The sequence below is a fragment of the Pelagibacterium xiamenense genome (genome assembly GCF_021166475.1).
GTDB lineage: Bacteria > Pseudomonadota > Alphaproteobacteria > Rhizobiales > Devosiaceae > Pelagibacterium > Pelagibacterium xiamenense.
On record NZ_JAJOYS010000004.1, the window covers coordinates 56,101 to 76,504 of the forward strand.

A 20,404-nucleotide genomic window follows, 5' to 3' on the forward strand; every position below is an offset into this window, starting at 1 on the left:
GCAAGCACCGGAGAGAAAGATGCACGCTGCCCAGGCCGGCCTTTATGCACTGGTGGTCGCCGGTACTCTCGTCACCGGACCGGCCGTTGCCCAGGTCGCGAGCTTCGATTGCACCAAAGCCCGGACCGATACCGAGTGGGCGATCTGCAACACCCCGCAATTGGGCGCGCTCGATATCCGCATGGCGGCTTACTATACACTGCTCGAAACGATCGCCCCGGCGGGCTCATCGTTCGCCGAGAACCTCACGGCCGGCCAGGGCAATTGGATCGACAGCACCCGCAACCCCTGTGGCGGAGCCGTCGCCTGCCTTACCAACGCCTATCAGAACCGCATCGAGGCCCTCACGGATCTCGCCAAATCGTCCCTGACCGTCAAATGAGCGAGAAGAGCGCACTTCGCCACCTTTTGGGGCCGGCCGCCCTGGTTTTCGTCAGCCTCACCGGCCTCCCGGCCCTTTCACAGGATACGACACCGCTCGTGCCCGATTGCAGCTCGACCAACTCTAACGCGACGGATCATCCTTCCTACGCGCAATTGATTTGCGCAAATCCCGACTGGATCGAAACAGTTAGGGAGATCCACTCAAAAGGCGACGCGCTCACCGTCGAGCTTCCCGATGCCTGGCAGTCGGCCTTTACCGCTCACCAGCAGGCCTTTCCCCAATTCGTTAGCACCTGCCCCACGGAGAGCGAAGCGCGCACGCGCTGCATCGAAACGACGCTTGCCCAACGGCTGACCGACATCGCGGACCTCGCGGCGCACTATGACGCTGACACGCCCGCCTGTACGAGCGCCGAGCTGACCGTCGCCGACAGCGGTCTTGGCGATGCCGGAATGTCCAAATCGACGCAGGCCTATCTCTTCACCTATACCGGCGCGTCATCCTGCCGCCTCTTGGGCTATCCGGCGATAACCGTTACCGATTCAAACGGCGCGCTCCAATGGACCGTACCGGTCTATTCCGGCACCGGGAACTATTTCGAGTTTTCCGGCCCGCCTCTGCCGGTGACGCTCTCTGCGGCCAACCCCCAGGCCTGGTTCGCCATCTCGGCCTCCTCTGGCTGCGATCCGGCCTCGGGCGCCCCGGGCTTCACCGTCGCGGTTGCTCCGCCGCTATCGTCCGACGCCATGACCTCGCTGGATCTGCCCGCCGCCACCTGCGATGCCGTTACCGTCTCGCCCATCGGCATGCGCTCGATGCTCGAAGCGTCGATCTACTAGATGCGAATGACGAAGTGATGGTGATCCCGACTGGATTCGAACCAGTGACCCTCAGATTAGGAATCTGATGCTCTATCCTGCTGAGCTACGGGACCACGAGGGAAACCATTGCCTCAAGCGGCCTCAGACGACAACCCCTGGCCGCTTCGCCCGCCGACAAAAAAGTCGTCCGGCTTTACGTGGACACCGTCGCCGCGCTAAGGAAACCTCGCCCTCCCTACGTCCGCGTTGGCCTTGAAAGCCGGAGACCGCTCATGTCCGCACCTGCTCTCGCCCGGCTTCAAAAGGCCATTACCGAACTTGAAGCCAGTCCATTGGCGCACAACCCAGCGGCCCATCCCACCGACATCATCCGGCTTAAGTCCGAAATCGAAGCCTGCATCCAGCGGCTGGATGAACTGCGCCAGAAGCTCTAGGAAAGAACTAGAACTGATCCTTGGCCTTTCTTAGGGCGCCAAAAACCTCCGCCGGGTCGGCCCCATCGAGGCCCATCCGCCCCGCGAGAGCGACCGTATCGGCCCTTAGAAACGGATTGGCGGCGATCTCGTCGCCGAGCCGCGAGGGAACGGTCGGCAGACCACTTTCGATCTGGCTTTTCGCCTCCTCAGCCCGCGCGATCAGCGACTCGTTGGACGGATCGACGCTCAAGGCAAACTTGGCGTTGGCGAGGGTATATTCGTGCCCGCAATAGACGGCGGTTTGCGGATCGAGCGCTCTGAGCCGTTTGAGGCCGTCCCACATCGGTCCCGGCGTGCCCTCGAACATCCGCCCCACCCCAAGCGAAAATAGCGCATCGCCAGAAAAAAGCGCTCTCTCAGCCGGAGCATGATAGGCGACGTGTCCCAGCGTATGGCCCGGCACGTCGATCACGTCGAACGCGACCGATCCCACACTCACCCGATCCCCGCCCGAGACCAGTTCATCAAGCCCCTCTATCCGGTCCGCTTCCCCCCTCGGCCCGACGACCCGCGCGCCGAATCGCGCCTTGAGCGGGCCGAGTGCCTCCGTATGGTCGCCGTGGTGATGGGTGATGAGGATGTCGCTCAACGTCCAGCCGTGCGCCGTCAGGGCATCGAGAACCGCCCGTTCCTCGGGTGCATCGATCGCCGCCGTCCGTCCGGTTTCACGGTCGTGCACGAGATACCCGAAATTGTCCGAGCGCGCTTTGAAGATGGCGATTTGCGCAGGCATTCTGTCCTCCCTCAACGGTTACCTCAGGCTAGGCAGCCCGCCGGACCGTGACAAGCCGGAACGAGGAAATTTGACCTCGCCACCCGATACGCCCAAATAGACAAAGCAACACACAAAAAGGCGGCGCGATGACCCCCGATGTCGACGGCTTGATCCGCTTTTATAAGTCTCCGCTTGGCCGGCTCTCGCGGCACCTGATCCGCGAGCAGGTCAGCGCGCTGGCAGGTGACGTCACCGGCAAACGCATCTTGGGCCTGGGGTTCGCCACCCCCTATCTGCGCGGCGCGCTTTCGGGCGCCGAGCGGGTCCTCGCGTTCATGCCCGCACGACAGGGCGCCTCGGCATGGCCGCGCGAAGGTCCCTCCCACACGGTTCTGTGCGACCCCATGGAATTGCCCCTGACCGATTCTGCAGTCGATCTCGTCATCGCCGTTCACGCAGTCGAGCACGTTGTCGACGCAGAAGAACTGATGCGGGAACTCTGGCGCATCTGCGCCTCCGGCGCGGAAATCGTCATCGCCGTGCCCCGCCGTCGCGGCCCCTGGGCGCAATGGGACAATAACCCCTTCGGCTTCGGGCGCCCATACTCTCGCGGCCAGCTCGACGCGCTCCTGCGCGAGCATTCCTTCACCCCGCTCGAATGGCGCGACTGTCTCTACCTTCCCCCCATAAATCGCGCGCCGGTGATCAAGTCGGCCCGGCTTTTCGAGCGCACGGGGCGGCTTTTTGGCTCGACCTTCGCTGGCATCCTGTGCGTGAGGGCCCGCAAGGAGCAGTTCCCCGCCATCGCCCGCCGCAAGCGCATCGAACGGCGCGCCGGAGAACGCGCCTTTTCCCCGCAAACCGCGCGGATTTATTGAACTTGCGCCAATTGCCTTGCGCCCTGTGCTCCAATATGGTCCGCCCGGCATTGCGCCGACCCTACCATTTGAGCACCGTCCATGTCCGAAAGACCCACGCCCCAGCCGGGCATTCTCAAGATCGCGCCGTATGTGCCGGGCCGTGCAGCCGCATCGGGCGCCAGGCCGGGTATCAAGCTCTCCGCAAATGAATCTCCGCTGGGCGCGAGCCCCAAGGCCATCGAGGCCTACCGGACCTTTGCCGACAAGCTTGAGATCTATCCCGAGGGTTCATCGCGGGAGCTCCGCTCGGCGCTCGGCGAAGTGCACGGGCTCGACCCGGACCGGATCGTGGCCGGCGCGGGATCGGACGAATTGCTGCATCTTCTGGCCCAGACCTATATCGGTGACGGCGATGAAGCGGTGATGAGCCAGTACGGCTTCATGGTCTATCCCATCGTCACACAGGCCGCCGGCGGTACACCGGTCATGGCGCCCGAGACCGATTATTGCGCCGATGTCGACGCACTCATCGGGGCCGTGACGGACAAAACGAAGATCGTCTTCCTCGCCAACCCCAACAACCCCACCGGCAGCTATCTCAACGCCGACGCTCTCGCGCGCCTGCATGCGGGCATCCCTGCCAACGTCCTGATGGTTGTCGACAGCGCCTACGCCGAATATGTCACCGCCCGAGACTATACAGTGGGTATCGATCTGGTTGATCGTACGGAAAACGTCGTCATGGTGCGCACCTTCTCCAAGATGGGATTGGCGGGTCTTCGTATCGGCTGGCTCTATGGTCCCGAACACGTGGTCGACGCACTCAACCGCATCCGCGGCCCGTTCAATCTTTCGACGCCCGCGCAAGCCGCCGGCGCGGCTGCGGCGCGCGATGTCGCATTCACCAAAGCGCTCAACGCCCACAACGCGCTCTGGCGCGATTGGCTCACGCAAAAGCTCAATTCGAACCGCGTGCGGGCCCTGCCCAGCCAGGGCAATTTCGTCCTTGCGCTCTTTCAGGACGCCGAAACTGCCGCCAGCGCCAACGCCGCACTTCTCGAAGAGGGTCTTGTGGTCCGTGAGATGGGCGGCTACGGCATCGGGAACGGCCTGCGCATCTCGATCGGAAGTGCCAATGCCATGGAAGCCGTCGCCGACTGCCTCGCAAGATTTATGGAAAACAAATGATTAACAAGCTCGCCCTCATCGGCATCGGCCTTATCGGCTCTTCCATCGCGCGTGGCGCCCGTGAGAAGGGTCTTGTCCAAACCATCGCCATCGCAACACGCCGTGCCGAAACACTGGATACGGCGCGTACGCTGAATCTTGGCGATATCTACACCATGGACGCCGCCGAAGCCGTCGAAGACGCCGATCTCGTTATCTTGTGCTCGCCGGTGGGCACGTATGAAGCACTGATCAAGCAGATCGGCCCGCATCTAAAGCCTGGCGCCATCCTGTCCGACGTCGGCTCGGTCAAGGGCCACGTCACGAACGTCATCCGGCCGCATCTCCCGCACGGGGTGCATTTCGTACCGGGCCACCCGCTCGCAGGGACCGAGCATTCCGGCCCTGCCGCCGGCTTTGCCGATCTTTTCGAAGGCCGCTGGTGCGTCCTCACGCCCGAGGAGGGCACGGACGAAACGGCAATTGCGACGCTTGCGAAGTTCTGGGAAGGGCTCGGTTCGAGCGTCGAGACCATGAGCGCTGAACACCACGATCTGGTGCTCGCCATAACGAGCCACGTCCCGCACCTTGTCGCCTACAACATCGTGGGCACGGTGGACGATCTCGAACAGCACACAAAGTCCGAGGTCATCAAATTCTCGGCTTCGGGCTTCCGCGACTTCACGCGTATCGCCGCCTCCGACCCCATAATGTGGCGGGACGTGTTTCTGACCAACCGCGACGCGGTACTCGAAATGCTCGGCCGCTTCCTGGAGGACCTGAGCGTCCTCCAGCGGGCCGTGCGCGTGGGCGACGGCGAAGCGCTCGAATCGCTCTTCACCCGTACCCGCGCCATCCGCCGCTCGATCATCGAAGCCGGTCAGGAAACCGAGGCGCCCGACTTCGGGCGCGCGCATGGAACAGGAAAGCCGGGGGAGTAGCGGCTCAAAAGATGGGCGCCAGGCCCATCACAGGGATAAGCCCGACAAAGACCGTCCCGCCGCGCACCGATATGTTCTGCCGGTAGATACCCTCGTCATCCGGCGCGCCGGTCAGAAGCGGCGCGCGCGGATCGGCCTGAAGCGCGTCGATGCGTTCGATCACGCCCTCAGAAGCGAGCTCGAGACTCGCCTCGATCAGACCGGTTTCACTGACCCGTGCCTCGCCCGTCGCGTTGACCATGACGGTATCGGCATCAAGCGAAAGGTCTCGCAGCATCGCGACGCCGCCATTTCCGGCCCAGATTCGCAGAAAATCGGGATGTCCCCAAAGTGCCATGGGCGGCATGCCGGTGAGCCGCGCGTCGATATCGCCGGTGCCGTCTGCAATCCCGAGCGGGACGGAATTGACGCCTTCCAGCATAAGGTAGAGATCGACCACATTGCCCGGCATGCTGGCCTCGTCGTCGACGACGGCGTCCAGTACGTGGAATTCGGCATGCGTGGCTTCGGCATACGTCGCATCGCCAAAAAGCGCGTCGGCGTAAACGATGTCGTCCGCTACAACCGAAAGCCGTTCGAGTTCCCCGCCCTCCAGCCTCAGGCTGGCGCGCAAGCTCGACCAGCTCACCTGCTGCTCGGAACCTGTGAACGCATCGACGATCTGCGCCGGCCCGTTAGCGAATATCTGCAGATGGTTGGGCCGGTAAAACAGGGCCGTACCGGCAAGATCGGCGAGCCGGATCGTATAGTCGCCCGAAACGATTTCCGGCTCAGCGCAATGGGGGCTGAACTTGAACGGGAACCCGCCCACATCGAGCATCGCACAGGTGATGCGTGGCGTCGCGACCCCGTCGGCTTCGGCATAGGCCGCTATATTGGCGCGAACCTGGCCGGCGACATAGAACCAGCCTCCGGTCCAGAGACCAACGACGGCAAGGATGGCAACAAGCAGAATGACAAAGCGCTTCATGGGCCTCTCTTATCGCGCCCGATTGAGGCCGTCATCCGGCAATTTGCCGCCGGTCGCAAGGAGATGCTTTGACGGCCAGGGGGTTTGTCGCCATAAAAGATCGAATGAGCACCGATAGCGCCATTCCCTGGGTCTTCGGCTACGGATCGCTGATCTGGCGGCCTGGCTTTCCATTCGAAGCGTCGGACAAGGCGCTGCTGCGCGGCGCGCATCGCCGGCTCTGCGTCATTTCGCACCACCATCGCGGCACGCCGGACAATCCCGGACTCGTTTTCGGCCTCGAGCGCGGCGGATCCTGCGTAGGCATGGCTTACAGGGTTTCGCCTGAGAACTGGTCCCAAGTGCACGCCTATCTGCGCGAGCGCGAGCAGGTCACCGGGGTCTACAAGGAAACCCTGCGCCGCATCCGCCTGGCAAGCGGAGAAGCCGTGACCGCCCTGGTCTATCTCGTCGACCCTTCCCACGAACAGTACGCAGGACGACTGAGCCTTGCCGAGCAACTCGCGCTGGTACGCGACGCACACGGCACGTCCGGTGCCAACCGCGACTACGTGGTCAACACCGCAGAACATTTGCTGCATATGGGTATTCTCGACCGCCCCGTGCTCGAATTGAGCGCCATGCTCCAGGCGGAACGGAAGGCGGGCTAGGCCGCGTTGCGCCCCGGATAGTGCGGCATGCCGTCGAGGTCCCAGACAAGGGTCATCCGCGCGAGCTCGTCCTCCGGCGCGGGCATGGACAGCATCTGTGCGCCACGCGCTGAGGCTTGACGGAACCGCGCACGGCTTGCGTGATCGTCGATGAGATCTCCCGCTGTGCCGGCCCACCGGATGACATCGCCGACCGAGAGCAGGTATATCTTGGCTGGCGCCATCGCCACCGCGTCGCCGCGTTCGCGCATCATCGTATAGCGGCGCCCGGACCGGCCGGTCCAAAGCACCACCTGCGACTCCGCGCCGGTCATATCTGCGATCTCGTTCTGCCTATCGATCATGGCCACCCTCACACGGCCTTGCCCGAAAAACACCGGCCAGCGTATTTGCGTCCACTGGCCGGGCCATCGTCAACACACCAACAGCCAACAGGGCTGAATGGAACAAAATTAGAACAAATGCGTCTAAAAGTCAACGCATCCATCTGGGTAGGAAACCGGACACGCCTTCATTTGTCAATATATTGTGGTTTTGTTTGGGCAGACTACCAGAGATAGCTTCAATCCCGCCCCGCGCCGATTGTCTCCTCGAGCTCGGCAATGCGGTGGCGCAGGCGCGGCGAAATCGGCCGCGCGATCCCCTTGTGCACGTCCTCGAGCACCATCCGCTCGGTCTCGCGCTCGATCGTTTCGATCAGCAGCTTCTGGAACTCAGCGGGCGGAAGGCCAGGCATAATTGCCGGAAGAATATGCGCCCGCGCAGTACCGGGCCACAGCACAAGACTGTTGCGCCCCCAATAAAGCCCCGAAGTGAGCGCCACCGGCACCACCGGAACGTCGAGAGCGGCATACATCTTGGTGACACCCGACCGGTAGGCCGGTTCGGCCAGTGCCGGCCGCCGGGTACCTTCGGGGAAGATGATCACCTGACACCCGCGCTCAAGGCTGTCGGCGGCCGTCGCCATCATATCGGGCAGCGCATCCTTGCCCTTCTTGCGGTCGACGGGGATCGTGTTGATCCACCGCGCGGCCCAGCCAAACAGCGGAATATCGAGGAGTTCCTTCTTGGCAATGAAGGCCGGTTGCGACGTCTGCGGCACGAGCGCATAGATGTCCCAGTCCGACTGATGCTTGGCCGCGATGATGCACCCGCCTTCGGGAATGTTCTCTCCCCCTGTCACCTCTGTGCGGATGCCGACGATCCAGCGCAGGAAAAACAGATTGGCGTGAACCCAATATTGCCCGATGGCCCAGCCCTGCGCCTTGAGACCTGGCGTAAGCTTGGCCATCAGCCCCACGATGATCGCGAGGGGAATCGTGTGCACGAAAAAGACGATATAGAACAGCGTCGAGCGAATGGCCTGTACGATCATGTCACGGCCTCTCCGCCGAATTCCCGAAACCACGTAACAGGCGCGCCCGGGTCAGGGCCGGCGCCTCACGCGATTTGCGACAGATAGCGGCGCACCGTCAAGCGCGAGGTGATCGCGGTGAGCCCGGCAATGACCAGGACAACACCGATAATGCCCAGCAGGCCGCTCAAGCCCAGCGCGAACTGCCCGAAGAAAACGCCGAGCTGTTGCGACGACGTCTCCGGCATCACGGTACTCATTGCGGTGCCCGCGACGATGAAAAAGACAATCGCCGCCAGCCCGCCGGCCACGCCGCCCTTTAGCCCGATCAACAGGAAACGCCCCTGAAATTCCCCCGCGATGAAACGGTTCGAGGCGCCGATGAAATGCAGAACGTCGACAATATCGCGATTGGTCGCCATGGTTCCACGCGTTGCAAAGACAATTGCAAGCGCAGTCGCAAGCAGGATAAGCACCAGACTCAACACCCCCGAAATCACGATCGTCCCGGCCATTGTATTGAGTTGAAGGCGCCAGGCGGCATGCGTTTCGACGCTTGCCCCCGAAATCCCGGCGATCTCGCTTTCAAGCCGCCCGATATCGACGCCCGCCGGATCGGAAAGACGCACGACGACGAGCCGCGGGATCGCAAGATCCGAGAGGTCTACACCTTCGCCGAGCCACGGCTCGAGCAGCGCCTCGCTTTCCTCAAGCGACAAAGCCCGTGCGCTTTCGACCCCGGGCACGGCCTCGGCCAGCGAGATGGCCAGCCGTACGTTGGATTCGAGCACCTCCCCATCGAGCGGCCTGATCTGAATCGTCAGCTCCCGCCCCACATCGGCCGACCACCCCAGCGCGGATTTCTGCACGAGCAGAACCCCGCCGAAGGTGACGCAGGACAAGAACGTCATGATGCCGATCAGGAGCATCAGCGTGCGCCCGGCCACCGAACCGGCCGGAACGATGGGATTCTGGCGCTGCCAATTGAGCCTCAGCCCACCCTCAGTCATGGATCGTCAACTCCCCGTCATTGAGGAGCATGCGCGGATGATCGAATTTTTCAAGAAGGTTCACTTCATGGGTAGCCAGGATCACCGTCGTCCCCATCCGGTTGAGCTCGGCGAAAAGATGCAGCAGCCTTTCGGACAGCTCCGGGTCCACATTCCCGGTAGGCTCGTCCGCTAGAAGAATATCCGGCTTGCCGATCACCGCCCGTGCAATCGCTGCGCGCTGTTTTTCCCCGCCCGAAAGCACCTCCGGGTGCGCGTCCATGCGGTCTCCGAGCCCGACCCAGTCGAGCAGTTCCTCGACGTTGGCGCGGTAACTCGCCTCGTTCTGCCCGCGCACGCGCAGGGGCAGTGCCACGTTTTCGAACGTCGTCATATGCTCGAGAAGGCGGAACTCCTGAAATACGATCCCGATGTGCCGGCGCATCTGCAAGAGCCGGTCGCGATCGAGTTGCGTGACGTCCTCGCCGAACATCGAAACCGTCCCGCGCGAAGGCTTGAGCGACAAAAGCAACAGCCGCAAAAGCGACGTCTTGCCCGAGCCCGACGGTCCGGTGAGGAAGTGGAACGACCCCGGCGAAATCTTGAAGGTCAAATCCTTCAGGATTTCCGGCCCGTGCCCATAACGCAGCCCGACATTTTCGAACGCGATCAAACCGCCACTCCGCGAATCACTTGTGATTTTGCATACTAGCAACCATCGTGTCCCCATGGCGGGATTGGGGCGGTGTTTCAAGAGTTTTAACCCTATCCCCGATAGTGTCGCCGCATTGTCCTGAAACCAGTGGCCGGCGCAAGACGCGTGATCATCACATGCCCAAATTGCCATACGCGCTATCGCCTTGCGCCAGACGCGCTGGGTGCCCTGGGCCGTGAAGTCAAATGCGCCAATTGCGAAAGCACCTGGGCTGCGACACCGAGCTTTCCCGCCCCTACTAAGCCCGCCGCCGACCCCGAGCCCGATGACGACGAACTGATCTTCCGCGCCGACCGCGACAACCGGTTCACCCCCGACGACGAGGCACTCGCCGACAAGGCATTCGAAATCCACGGCAACGCCGCAGACGGCCCCGTCGAAGGCAAGAGCTTCATTCCGGGCGAGGAACCATCTGCGCCATCGCCCGCTCCTGCTCACACCGCCGACCAGGCCCTTAAGCGCAAACTCGCACTCGCCAAACGCAAGCACGACATGACCCGTGCCCTGCCCATTGCCCGCATCCGGCGCGCCGCGCGCATAACCCTCGCCGCCATGATAATTCTTCTGGGGGCTCTCGTTGTTACCCAGCGCACCGAAATCGTGCGTGCCTTCCCCGACCTGAACAGCCTCTACAGTGCCGTCGGCCTTGGAACCAACGTGATCGGGCTCGAGTTTGGTGACATTAACACTTTGCGAACCACCCGCGATGGAAACAGCGTGTTAATCGTATCCGCTAAGATTACGAACACCACGAATCGCGTAACCTTCGTTCCGCCGGTACTCGTGAGTCTTGTCGGCGAGGACGGGGAGGTGATCTACGAATGGGGCGTTACCCCGCAGATGCGCAATATCCTGCCCGGTGACGTTTTGCCGATCGACACACAACTGACCGCACCCCCCGAAGGCATCAGAACCGTCCGTCTTTCCTTCGTTGAAGGCCAGGGCAGGACCCAAGCGGAAGCGGCGGCACGATAACGACAGAAAGATGCGCAATACTGAGCGCGCAGAATCAGGAAGCAAAGGCGTTAGGGACGATGGCCCGGATATTGGTTGCCGAAGATGACGACAATGTGCGCGCTTTCGTCGTACGCGCGCTCGAAATGCACGGCCATATGGTGCTCGAGGCCGCAGACGGCGGCCTGGCGGCCGAGATCGCAGACGAACATGACGGCGCTTTCGACCTGCTGCTCTCGGACATTAAGATGCCGGTGATGGACGGCATCGCGCTCGCGCTCTCGGTCGGGGCGCGATACCCCGACCTGACCATCCTTCTGATGACCGGTTTCGCCGACCAGCGCGAACGCGCCCACGGCCTCGATGCCTTGATCTATGACGTCGTCAACAAGCCTTTCTCGCTCGCCCAGCTTATCGAGAAAGTCGATGATGCACTGGCCGGCCGGCCCGCCGAAGTCATTCCGCTGGCGAAGTCGGCGCTCTAATCCAGCCACTCCGGCACGCTGTCCGCCCCGATCAGCTCTTCGAGCGTTTGGCGCGAGCGGATGACGTGGTAGCGGTCGCCCTCCACGAGCACTTCGGCGATCAGCGGCCGCGTGTTGTACGTCCCACTCATCACCGCGCCATAGGCGCCCGCCGTCATCACGGCCAACAGATCACCTTCGGCCAACGGCGGCACGACCCGATCGAGCGCGAGATAGTCTCCCGTTTCGCAGACCGGCCCGACGATATCGGCGCGCATCGCCTTGTCCTCGTTCTCCGGCGCGGTGACCGGCAGGACGTCGTGATGCGCTTCGTAGAGCGTTGGGCGGATGAGGTCGTTCATGCCAGCATCGACGATGACGAAATTCTTCTCCGGCCCGTATTTGACGTATTCCACCCGCGTCACGAGAATGCCCGCATTCCCCGCGATCAGCCGCCCCGGCTCGATGATGAGCCGGCAGCCCAGTTCGGCAACCCGCCGCTTGACGATCTCCGCGTAGGCAAGCGGGTCGGGGGGCGCCGGAGCGTTCTTGCGGTAGGGAATGCCCAAGCCTCCGCCGACATCGACATGTTCGATCGCATGGCCGGCGCCGCGCAGGGTTTCGACAAGCTCGGCCAGGACCGCGAAAGCATTGTCGAAAGGCTCGAGGTCGGTGATCTGGCTGCCGATATGCATGTCGACACCCACCGCCTTCAAATTCGCGGATTCGGCGATCCGGGCATAGACGGCTTCCGCCCGCGCATAGGGAATGCCGAACTTGTTCTCCGATTTTCCGGTAGAGATCTTCGCGTGTGTCTTCGCATCGACGTCGGGATTGATTCGCACCGAGACCGGTGCGACCCGGCCGAGCGCTCCAGCGATCTGATCGAGCCGTTCGAGTTCAGGCTCGGATTCGACGTTAAAGCACAAGATACCAACGTCGAGCGCCCGCGTCATCTCCGCCCACGACTTCGCAACACCCGAAAAGATGATCTGCTCGGGCGCAATGCCCGCCGCCAGCGCGCGCTCGAGCTCGCCCAGCGACACCACGTCCGCACCCGCACCCTCCTGCTGCGCAATCCGCAGCATGGCCTGGTTGGAATTGGCCTTCATGGCATACGCAAGTAGCGTGTCGAGCCCGTTGAACGCCTCACGCATCACCCTGATATGCCGCCGGAACGTTGCCGCCGAATAGCAGTAAAAGGGCGTACCGACCGCTTCGGCCAGCGCGGTCAGGTCGACATCCTCGGCCTTCATTGCGCCGCCGCGATATTCGAAATAGTGAACCACGGTATTCCTTGACCCTAACCCTGCGGCGCCAGCCGTACGCGCCATGCGGCGACCTGCGCCTTGACGTTCTCGGGTGCCGTGCCCCCGAAGCTTGTGCGCGATTTGACCGAATTTTCGACCGAAAGCACCTTGAAGACCTGCGAGGTGATCCGCTCGTCGATCTCCTTGAAGTCCTCGATGGTCAGCGCGTCGAGCCCGCACCCCTTGGCCTCCGCCGCCGCCACCGCGCGACCGGTGATGTGGTGCGCCTCACGGAAGGGTACGTTGGCGACCCGCACGAGCCAGTCCGCAAGATCGGTCGCCGTCGAAAATCCTGCGCCTGCGGCAGCGGCCATCTTGTCGGTGTTGACCGACAGGTCCCCCGCCATGCCCGTCATCGCGGCCAGGCAGAGCGAAAAATTGTCGAGCGCGTCGAATGCAACTTCCTTGTCTTCCTGCATGTCTTTCGAATAGGCGAGCGGCAAGCCTTTCATCACGACAAGCAGCGACGTGAACGCCCCGAAGATCCGGCCGATCTTGGCGCGGATCAGTTCGGCGGCATCCGGATTGCGCTTTTGCGGCATGATCGAAGAGCCGGTCGAGAACTTGTCCGAAAGCGTAACGAACCCGAACTGCGCCGAGGACCAGATCACGAGCTCCTCGGCAAAGCGCGACAGGTGCATGGCGCAGATCGATGCCGCCGAGAGCGTTTCGAGCACGAAATCCCGGTCCGACACGGCATCGAGCGAATTGGCCGTCGGCCTGTCGAAGCCGAGCGCTCGCGCGGTCATATCCCGGTCGATCGGAAAAGATGTCCCCGCCAGCGCCGCCGAACCCAGAGGGCTTTCGTTGAGGCGCGCCCGCGCGTCGTGCAAACGCCCGGCATCGCGCGCGAGCATTTCGACATAGGCAAGCATGTGGTGCCCGAAGGTCACCGGCTGTGCACTTTGGAGATGCGTGAAGCCCGGCATCACGCTTTCGGCATGCGCTTCCGCCTTTTCGAGCAGCACCCGCTGCAGCGTCTCGATCTGTGCGATGAGCGTATCGATCGCGTCCCGCACATAGAGCTTGAAATCGGTCGCCACCTGATCGTTGCGCGAGCGCGCGGTATGGAGCCGCCCGGCAGCGTCGCCGATCAGGTCCCTGAGCCGGCTTTCGACATTCATGTGAATGTCTTCGAGCGCTCGCGAAAAGGTGAACTTGCCCTGCGCGATCTCGTCGCGGACGGTCTCTAGACCGGAGATGATCGCGTCTTTATCTTCCGCACTCAGAATGTCGACGGCACCGAGCATTTCGGCATGGGCGATCGACCCTGCGATGTCCTGGCTGTAAAGGCGCTTGTCGAAGCCGATCGATGCGTTGATCTCTTCCATGATGGCGTCGGGACCGGACGCGAACCGTCCTCCCCACATGCGATTGCTCATCGGCGCCTCGAGTTTCGTGTTTTAAAAACGGATAACCATGAACGACACACCCAAAAACAAGCGCCGCTCCATACTCGCGGGCACGGGGCTTTTCGGTGCGGCGGTAGCTATAGCGACCGCAGTCTGGGTTAGCAATGGCGGCACCGGGGTCGCAGCGGCATGCCCCGCACGCGCCGACGCCGCACAGGCGATCGATGACGCAGCGACCGGCGAACTTGCCGCCCTCCTGCCGTCTACCGAGTGGCGCAACTTCGCCGATCTTGCGTTTATCGACGCCGGGGGCAACGCCATGACCCTCGCCGATCTTTCAGGCAAAAAGCTCCTGGTCAACTTCTGGGCCACCTGGTGCGCACCCTGCCGCGAGGAAATGCCCGATCTGGACACCATCCAGGCCGAGTATGGCGGGGAGAGTTTCGAAGTCGTCGCCATCAGTCTCGATCTCGGGTCCGACGGCCCGACCGCCGCCCAAAGCTTCCTCGACGAAATCGGCGCAGACAATCTCGCGCTTTACGCAGACCCTTCGTACAAGGTCTTCGAGCGGCTCCGGAACGAAGCGGTGACCCTGGGTCTCCCCGCGACGGTTCTGGTCGATGAGGGGGGCTGCGAAATAGCGGTGCTGCAAGGGCCGGCACACTGGGACAGCGACGATGGCAGGCGCGTGGTCGAAACGCTGCTGGAGATTTAGGCCGTCTTATCCAACCGCGCAGATATTCCGACCTGCGGCTTATCGAGCGCGTTCAACCGTTCGATCGTTGCCTTGTTGATCGCATCGCCGCGAAACTTTGCGATAAGCGCACCGGTCGCGGAATGCTCCCTGGCTTCCATGATGGCCATGCGGTGAAGAATGACCGGGGCCGCGTGCGGAATGATCATCGTGCGCCACTCACGCCGATTTATCGACGACCGTGCCCTGCCCCGAAGGCGCGGGCGGCTTGGCCGCCTCAACCGACTGCGCGAGCATGTCGATCATCGACTGCTGCATTTCATGCTGCTTCTTGAGCATCAGAATCTGCGCTGTGTGCTGGGTTTGCGCCTGGGTCAACGCCACCGCCGTCGCGGCTACATCGCTCATTCTGGCGGGTCCTTCTCGCATTCTGCGTCGGCAACACCCTAAGGCGCCGGTCTAAACAAGACCTTTACGAAAAGATTAACCGCCGCCGAAAAGCGGCGTCTCCCTGCGCTTGAACACGACGACAAGCACTGCTCCTGCCGCTACACCCCCTATATGAGCCCACCACGCGACACCATCGTCGCTCCCCACCATCACGTAGAAAAGCTGGCTCGCGATCCAGAGCCCGAGCACCGCCCAGGCCGGCAACGCCAGCGGCAGCGTGATAACGATGCGCGAAAGCACGAACACCCGAACATGAGGATAGAGCAGGATGTAGGCGCCAATCACCCCCGCGACCGCACCCGAGGCGCCGACAAGCGGCCCGTTGTCGCTGGCGAAGATCAGAAGGTGCAACAGCGCGGCGAGCACCCCGCAGGCCAGATAAAAGAGCAGATAGCGGACATGCCCGAGCGCGTCTTCGACATTGTCCCCCAAAACCCACAGGAACAGCATGTTCGAAAGCAGATGCAGCCAGTCCGCGTGCAGGAACATGTAGGTCAAAAGCGTCGCATGGTCCGGCAGCCAGGGCAGCGGCGCCGGCACGAGGTCGCGCACGACGATCGGGATCATCCCGAACGAGATATGGGAATAATAGAGCCCGTCCGGCCCGCTGACATACTGGAATAGGAAGACGAGGGTAGTGACGCCCAATATCCCGTAATTGACATACGGAAATTCAATATGGGCGATCTTGTTGCTGTCATAGAGCGGTAGGAACATCGCCGGCAAATCCTCCTATGCCGGCTTCACCCTTCTTTCGAAGTGCCCGTATTGCGTCCCGGCTCCCACAGAACATCCTTTGTTCCGTTTGCGTTGGCAAGCCGCCCGAGGACGAAAAGCAGATCGGAAAGCCGGTTGAGATAGCGCTGGATCTCGGGATTGATCGCCTCCTCGGAACCAAGCGCCACGACAACCCGCTCCGCCCGCCGGGCGATCGTGCGCGCCAGATGGCAGTTGGCCGCCAATGGCGAACCGCCGGGCAGCACGAACGATGTCAGCGGCTCGAGCGCTTCGTTGTGCCGATCGATCTGACCCTCGAGCCAGGTCACCTGCTTTTCGGTGATCCGCAGTGCGGCGTATTTGCGCCCATCGTCAGGCCCGGGCGTCGCAAGATCCGAGCCCAGATCGAAGAGGTCGTTCTGGATCCGGCCCAGTGCCGAATCCACCCGCGCCATATCCTTGGTGTGCAGCCGGCACATGCCGATCGCCGCGTTGACCTCGTCGACCGTCCCGAATGCCTCCACCCGCAGATCGTCCTTGCGCCGGCGCGGGCCGTCCACCAGCCCCGTCGTGCCGTCATCACCTGTGCGGGTATAGATCTTGTTGAGCTTGACCATTTACGACCCGGGTCCCGATCCGCCGAAGAAGTAAAGCGCCGCCATCAGCAAGAGCACCGCGATCGCCTGCATGATCACCCGCGCCCGCATCAATTGCTGGCTGCGATTGCCCGACCCGCCCTTGAACATGTTGTAAAGCCCCATGAACAGGATCACCGCCACCGCGATGACGGCCGCAACGAGGGCAATATTGACGAACATTTCCATATGCGTTTCCCCGCTCAGCGCATCGGCAATGCGCGCGCCTTTTTTCTAGGTCATGCCTGAATTTGCAGCCACGCGCAAATGGTCACGCCCGAAGCCAGACGGAAAGCATTTCGGCCAGCCTGTCATAGACAACCCGAATGCGCCGAGCGCCGTAGAGTTCCCGGTGGCTCGTAAGCCACACCTCGAGCGGCGGAATGGCTAGCGGCAGATCGAGCGCGACCATCCCCGGCGTCCGATTGATGATGGTTTTTTGCGCGAACCCGATCCCCAGCCCCGCCTTCGCCATCTCCCAGAGCGCGCTCTGACTGTCGCAACGGATGGCGAAATCGCTCCGCTTAAGCGAGAACCCCAGCGCCCGTGCGGCCGAAATCAGGACCTCCGACCGGTCGAAGCCCAAAAGCTCGTGCGCTCTGAGTTCGTCCAGCGTCGCCGGCACGCCATGCGTGGCGACGTAGCTCTCATGCGCACAAGCGACGATCGGGCTCTCTCCCACCTTGCGCGTCACCAGATCGAGCTGCGTCGGCCGGAACATGCGCACCGCGATATCCGCCTCCCGCATCAAAAGATTCTCCGGTGAATCCGTCGGCACGACCTCAAGCGCGATATCGGGAAATTCATCCCGCAGCCGCCGCAGCATTGGCGGCAGCGTGTAGTGCGACATCACGACCGATGCGGTGATCCGTACGGCGCCCTCGAGCACGGCGCTCGACCCCGCCGCATAGAGCTCGGCCTCCGCCAGGGCCTGCGCGGCTTGCCGCACCGGCTCGTATGCCCGCAGTCCCAGTTCCGTTGGCGCAAACCCCGCCAGTGACCGCTCGAACAGCTTCGCCCCCAGCCCGACCTCGAGGGCCTCGATATGCCGCCCGATCGTCGGCTGTGAAACGCCAAGGGCCCGGGCCGCACCCGAGAGCGACCCGTGCTCGGCCACAGCCGCAAAACTTCGCCACAAGGTCCAGTCCGACACACTATTCATCAATGAATAGTCACTCTGCAATTATCGCCAATTCTCATTCTTATATGAATAGACCAATATCGCATTGTCAACCGTACGAACGGAGCAGGACAATGCCTCAGAGCAAAGACAAGACGATCACCATCCTCGGAATCAATGGCCATATCGGCCAGGCCGTCGCCAAAGCCTTCGCTACCCGCCATTGGCGCGTCATCGGCTTCGGCCGGTCGAACAAGAACCCCATCGCAGGCGTCGAATTCATCAAAGGCGACGCAGATTCGGTACGCGACATGAAAGCCGCCGCCGCCCAATCCGGCGTCGTCTTCAACGGGCTCAACCTCCCCTACGACAAGTGGTTTGACGGCGCCGCCGAAACCCTCAACGCCCGCGTCATCGAGGCCGTCTCGGGGGATGACAAAACGCTGCTCTTCCCGGGCAATATCTACAGCTACAAGGCAACCGACAAAGTCGTCACACCCGACCTGCGCCAGGACCCGCAGACCCCGCGCGGCGCCATTCGCGTGCGCATGGAAGAGCAGATCCGGAAGGCTAGCGCCGCCGGGGCGTTTCAGGCGATCATCCTCCGTGCCGGAGATTTCTACGGCCCGAACACCGACGGCACCATCCTCGACGCTCTGGTGCTGCGCGAGGCTGCAAAGGGCAAAGTGGCGCTGAGTTCGAAGCGCACAACGCGCCACGCCTGGGCCTACCTCCCCGACCTCGCCGAGGCCTTCGCGATCCTCGCCGAAAAACGCGAAACCTTCGGCACCTTTGAGAACTTCCACTTCGGCGGCCACTTCGTCGCCCCCAACGAGACCTTCGCCGCCATCGAGCGCGCCGCCAAGCGCAAGCTGAATCTCGTCTCGACACCCTGGACGACGCTGAAACTCGCTGGTTTCGTCATGCCCGTCCTGCGCGAGGTCGTCAAAATGCGCTACTTATGGGACTACGAAATGCGCTTGAGGGACGACCGCCTCGACGCGATCCTCGGCCCGGAGTTCGGCACGCCCTATGACGAGGCCATTGCCAAAGCGGTCGCACCGTTCTTCGCCAGGGGGCAGAAGGCGGCGTGAGCCTAGAACCCCAGCCGCTCACGCATATCCTCCGGCTGCCATCCGAGCGCCCGCAAGTCGCGCAGGCTCTGTGAGCCGCGCGATTTCGCCAGCTTTTCGTCGTGTGGATCGCGAACGAGCGTATGGTGGCAATAGACCGGCGACGTCAGCCCCAAAAGCGCCTGCAGGAGGACGTGAATATCGGTCGACCAGTAAAGATCCATCCCGCGTGTCACATGCGTCACGCCCTGTACCGCATCGTCGACAGTTACCGCGAGATGGTAGCTCGTCGGCGTGTCCTTCCTCACCACGACCACGTCCCCCCACCGCCCGGGATCGGCCTCCCGCATCCGCACAGGATCGGCCGGCGAAGGCTCCGCGTGCGCGATCCCGAGACCTCCGGCAGCTTCGATCGCCGCCGCCATATCCAGCCGCCACTGCGCCGGCGCCCTCGCCGCCAGCCGCGCCGACCGCTCCGCGCCGGTCAACCCCTTGCATGTCCCCGGATAGATCGGCGCGCCATCGGGATCGGTGCGCCCGTCGCTCGCCGTCCGGATGTCGCTGCGCGAGCAGAAGCACGGGTAGAGCAGCCCCTTGGTCCGTAAAATGTCCGCTGCCGCTGCATAATCGGCAAAGTGCCGCGACTGGCGCCGCACCGGTTGCGGGTAGCTCAGCCCGAGCCACGCCAGGTCCTCGATTGCCGCTGTGACAAATTCGGGTCGACACCGCACCGTATCGATGTCTTCGATCCGCAATAGCGCCACCCCGCCCATCGCGCGTGCCCAATGATCGGTGAAAAGCGCCGAATAGGCGTGCCCGAGATGCAGGTACCCGTTCGGGCTTGGCGCGAAACGAAAAATCGGTTGAGATACCGTCACTTGCTGTCCGCCGGACGAAAACGAGGAAAGCCTGTCCCTTACCATGCCCGCTCCCGACACACCAATGCGCCTCCATACCGAAGAGGCGCTGTCCTTTCACCTCGAGGGCCTTGCGAAAAAGGACGAACGCCTCGCCCGGGCCATCGCTCGCGCCGGTGCCGTGTCGCTGCGCACCGCCCCACGCGGCTTCGAGGGCATGGCGCGTATCATATGCGGCCAGCAGCTTTCGGTCGCCAGCGCCCGCGCGATCTGGGGGCGCGTCGAGGCGCTCGGCGCGATCGAGGCAAACGCCTATCTCTCCTTCGATGAACCCACCCTGCGCGCCACTGGCCTTTCGCGCAGCAAATACCAAACGATTCGCGGCGTTGCCGAAGCCGTCGCCGCCAACGAACTCGACTTCGCCCGGATCGAGGACCTTCCCGCCGAGGACGCCATCACCACCCTCACAAAGCTCAAGGGAATCGGTCCCTGGACCGCAGAAATCTACCTGCTCTTTTGCGCTGGCCACCCCGATGTCTTTCCCGCCGGCGACCTCGCTTTACAAAAGGCCGTCGCCCACGCGTTTGAACTGCCCGACCTCCCGCCCGCAAAGGCGCTCATCGGCATCGCCGAGCCCTGGTCGCCGCACAGGGGCGCGGCAGCTCTGATGTTCTGGCGTTATTTCTCGGCAATGAAAAATTCCGACGCCTGGGATGCGCTCTAGACCTTAAGGAA

General features: G+C 62.8%; 27 protein-coding genes and 1 tRNA gene. 12 read left to right on the forward strand and 16 right to left on the reverse strand.

Annotated features, from left to right (window positions below; all coding sequences use genetic code 11):
- Positions 1–19 precede the first annotated feature (19 nt).
- Together LSG43_RS15405 and LSG43_RS15410 are read left to right on the forward strand one after the other, a co-directional pair.
- Positions 20–382 (forward strand): lysozyme inhibitor LprI family protein, encoded by a 363-nt coding sequence (locus tag LSG43_RS15405; protein ID WP_231805823.1) that lies wholly within the window; start codon positions 20–22, stop codon positions 380–382.
- A complete protein-coding gene (locus LSG43_RS15410; RefSeq protein ID WP_231805825.1) occupies positions 379–1,224 on the forward strand; it encodes a DUF4232 domain-containing protein in 846 nt (281 codons plus the stop codon). Before LSG43_RS15405 ends, LSG43_RS15410 begins: the two co-directional genes overlap by 4 nt.
- An 18-nt stretch (positions 1,225–1,242) precedes the next feature.
- Here the strand turns inward: LSG43_RS15410 and LSG43_RS15415 are convergent.
- Positions 1,243–1,319, reverse strand: a tRNA-Arg gene (locus LSG43_RS15415).
- 159 nt (positions 1,320–1,478) lie between these two features.
- Between LSG43_RS15415 and LSG43_RS15420 the strand changes: the two genes are divergently transcribed.
- The gene (locus tag LSG43_RS15420; protein ID WP_231805827.1) at positions 1,479–1,640 is read left to right on the forward strand and encodes a hypothetical protein; all 162 of its coding nucleotides are present in this window, start codon (positions 1,479–1,481) and stop codon (positions 1,638–1,640) included.
- Positions 1,641–1,647: 7 nt separating this feature from the next.
- Here the strand turns inward: LSG43_RS15420 and gloB are convergent, their stop codons facing one another.
- Complete coding sequence (gloB, locus tag LSG43_RS15425) at positions 1,648–2,415, reverse strand: hydroxyacylglutathione hydrolase (protein WP_231805829.1); 768 nt, start codon at positions 2,413–2,415, stop codon at positions 1,648–1,650.
- Between the two features lie 128 nt (positions 2,416–2,543).
- Here gloB and LSG43_RS15430 point away from each other — a divergent pair, with 128 nt between their 5' ends.
- From LSG43_RS15430 to LSG43_RS15440, 3 genes are all read left to right on the forward strand, one after another.
- Positions 2,544–3,275 carry a class I SAM-dependent methyltransferase gene (locus tag LSG43_RS15430; protein WP_231805831.1) on the forward strand — a complete coding sequence of 244 codons (732 nt, stop codon included), beginning with the start codon at positions 2,544–2,546 and terminating at the stop codon, positions 3,273–3,275.
- Between the two features lie 81 nt (positions 3,276–3,356).
- Positions 3,357–4,445, forward strand: coding sequence for a histidinol-phosphate transaminase (hisC, locus tag LSG43_RS15435; RefSeq protein ID WP_231805833.1), 1,089 nt, complete (start codon positions 3,357–3,359; stop codon positions 4,443–4,445).
- On the forward strand, positions 4,442–5,365 hold the full coding sequence (locus tag LSG43_RS15440; RefSeq protein WP_231805835.1) for a prephenate/arogenate dehydrogenase family protein: 924 nt from the start codon (positions 4,442–4,444) through the stop codon (positions 5,363–5,365). The genes hisC and LSG43_RS15440 overlap by 4 nt, the downstream gene beginning before the upstream one ends.
- 4 nt (positions 5,366–5,369) lie before the next feature.
- Here the strand turns inward: LSG43_RS15440 and LSG43_RS15445 are convergent, their stop codons facing one another.
- Positions 5,370–6,335, reverse strand: coding sequence for a DUF2125 domain-containing protein (locus LSG43_RS15445; RefSeq protein WP_231805837.1), 966 nt, complete (start codon positions 6,333–6,335; stop codon positions 5,370–5,372).
- 104 nt (positions 6,336–6,439) lie between these two features.
- Between LSG43_RS15445 and LSG43_RS15450 the strand changes: the two genes are divergently transcribed.
- Positions 6,440–6,985 carry a gamma-glutamylcyclotransferase gene (locus LSG43_RS15450; protein ID WP_231805839.1) on the forward strand — a complete coding sequence of 182 codons (546 nt, stop codon included), beginning with the start codon at positions 6,440–6,442 and terminating at the stop codon, positions 6,983–6,985.
- On the opposite strand, the gene LSG43_RS15455 is transcribed toward LSG43_RS15450, so the two are convergent.
- The 4 genes from LSG43_RS15455 to ftsE form a co-directional block, all read right to left on the reverse strand.
- Positions 6,982–7,329 carry a hypothetical protein gene (locus LSG43_RS15455; RefSeq protein ID WP_231805840.1) on the reverse strand — a complete coding sequence of 116 codons (348 nt, stop codon included), beginning with the start codon at positions 7,327–7,329 and terminating at the stop codon, positions 6,982–6,984. The two genes, LSG43_RS15450 and LSG43_RS15455, sit on opposite strands and share 4 nt — an antisense overlap.
- 218 nt (positions 7,330–7,547) lie before the next feature.
- Positions 7,548–8,360 (reverse strand): lysophospholipid acyltransferase family protein, encoded by an 813-nt coding sequence (locus LSG43_RS15460; protein ID WP_231805841.1) that lies wholly within the window; start codon positions 8,358–8,360, stop codon positions 7,548–7,550.
- A gap of 65 nt (positions 8,361–8,425) precedes the next feature.
- Complete coding sequence (locus LSG43_RS15465; RefSeq protein WP_231805843.1) at positions 8,426–9,349, reverse strand: cell division protein FtsX; 924 nt, start codon at positions 9,347–9,349, stop codon at positions 8,426–8,428.
- Positions 9,342–10,001, reverse strand: a complete 660-nt coding sequence (ftsE, locus tag LSG43_RS15470) for a cell division ATP-binding protein FtsE (RefSeq protein WP_231805845.1) — start codon at positions 9,999–10,001, stop codon at positions 9,342–9,344. Before ftsE ends, LSG43_RS15465 begins: the two co-directional genes overlap by 8 nt.
- A gap of 147 nt (positions 10,002–10,148) precedes the next feature.
- Between ftsE and LSG43_RS15475 the strand changes: the two genes are divergently transcribed.
- Complete coding sequence (locus LSG43_RS15475) at positions 10,149–11,018, forward strand: zinc-ribbon domain-containing protein (protein WP_231805847.1); 870 nt, start codon at positions 10,149–10,151, stop codon at positions 11,016–11,018.
- A gap of 59 nt (positions 11,019–11,077) precedes the next feature.
- Positions 11,078–11,482 (forward strand): response regulator, encoded by a 405-nt coding sequence (locus tag LSG43_RS15480; RefSeq protein ID WP_231805849.1) that lies wholly within the window; start codon positions 11,078–11,080, stop codon positions 11,480–11,482.
- On the opposite strand, the gene lysA is transcribed toward LSG43_RS15480, so the two are convergent.
- Entirely contained in the window at positions 11,479–12,717 is a 1,239-nt protein-coding gene (gene lysA / locus LSG43_RS15485) for a diaminopimelate decarboxylase (protein WP_231806183.1), read from the reverse strand. The two genes, LSG43_RS15480 and lysA, sit on opposite strands and share 4 nt — an antisense overlap.
- A gap of 47 nt (positions 12,718–12,764) precedes the next feature.
- Positions 12,765–14,153 carry an argininosuccinate lyase gene (gene argH, locus LSG43_RS15490; RefSeq protein WP_231805851.1) on the reverse strand — a complete coding sequence of 463 codons (1,389 nt, stop codon included), beginning with the start codon at positions 14,151–14,153 and terminating at the stop codon, positions 12,765–12,767.
- Positions 14,154–14,190: 37 nt separating this feature from the next.
- On the opposite strand from argH, the gene LSG43_RS15495 reads away from it, so the two are divergent.
- Positions 14,191–14,838, forward strand: a complete 648-nt coding sequence (locus tag LSG43_RS15495; protein ID WP_231805853.1) for a TlpA family protein disulfide reductase — start codon at positions 14,191–14,193, stop codon at positions 14,836–14,838.
- Here the strand turns inward: LSG43_RS15495 and LSG43_RS15500 are convergent.
- The 6 genes from LSG43_RS15500 to LSG43_RS15525 form a co-directional block, all read right to left on the reverse strand.
- Positions 14,835–15,026 carry a hypothetical protein gene (locus LSG43_RS15500; RefSeq protein ID WP_231805855.1) on the reverse strand — a complete coding sequence of 64 codons (192 nt, stop codon included), beginning with the start codon at positions 15,024–15,026 and terminating at the stop codon, positions 14,835–14,837. The two genes, LSG43_RS15495 and LSG43_RS15500, sit on opposite strands and share 4 nt — an antisense overlap.
- Positions 15,027–15,036: 10 nt before the next feature.
- On the reverse strand, positions 15,037–15,225 hold the full coding sequence (locus tag LSG43_RS15505) for a putative motility protein (RefSeq protein WP_231805857.1): 189 nt from the start codon (positions 15,223–15,225) through the stop codon (positions 15,037–15,039).
- 75 nt (positions 15,226–15,300) lie between these two features.
- Complete coding sequence (locus LSG43_RS15510; RefSeq protein WP_231805859.1) at positions 15,301–15,984, reverse strand: rhomboid family intramembrane serine protease; 684 nt, start codon at positions 15,982–15,984, stop codon at positions 15,301–15,303.
- 26 nt (positions 15,985–16,010) lie between these two features.
- A complete protein-coding gene (locus tag LSG43_RS15515) occupies positions 16,011–16,601 on the reverse strand; it encodes a cob(I)yrinic acid a,c-diamide adenosyltransferase (protein WP_231805861.1) in 591 nt (196 codons plus the stop codon).
- Entirely contained in the window at positions 16,602–16,802 is a 201-nt protein-coding gene (locus LSG43_RS15520; protein WP_439652049.1) for a twin transmembrane helix small protein, read from the reverse strand. It lies immediately after the preceding gene.
- Positions 16,803–16,890: 88 nt separating this feature from the next.
- The gene (locus tag LSG43_RS15525; RefSeq protein ID WP_231805865.1) at positions 16,891–17,781 is read right to left on the reverse strand and encodes a LysR family transcriptional regulator; all 891 of its coding nucleotides are present in this window, start codon (positions 17,779–17,781) and stop codon (positions 16,891–16,893) included.
- Between the two features lie 92 nt (positions 17,782–17,873).
- Between LSG43_RS15525 and LSG43_RS15530 the strand changes: the two genes are divergently transcribed.
- Complete coding sequence (locus LSG43_RS15530; protein WP_231805867.1) at positions 17,874–18,833, forward strand: NAD-dependent epimerase/dehydratase family protein; 960 nt, start codon at positions 17,874–17,876, stop codon at positions 18,831–18,833.
- A 2-nt stretch (positions 18,834–18,835) separates the two neighbouring features.
- Here LSG43_RS15530 and gluQRS read toward each other — a convergent pair whose 3' ends face one another.
- Positions 18,836–19,690 (reverse strand): tRNA glutamyl-Q(34) synthetase GluQRS, encoded by an 855-nt coding sequence (gene gluQRS, locus LSG43_RS15535; RefSeq protein ID WP_231805869.1) that lies wholly within the window; start codon positions 19,688–19,690, stop codon positions 18,836–18,838.
- Between the two features lie 64 nt (positions 19,691–19,754).
- On the opposite strand from gluQRS, the gene LSG43_RS15540 reads away from it, so the two are divergent.
- On the forward strand, positions 19,755–20,393 hold the full coding sequence (locus tag LSG43_RS15540; protein WP_231805871.1) for a DNA-3-methyladenine glycosylase family protein: 639 nt from the start codon (positions 19,755–19,757) through the stop codon (positions 20,391–20,393).
- Positions 20,394–20,404: the final 11 nt, after the last annotated feature.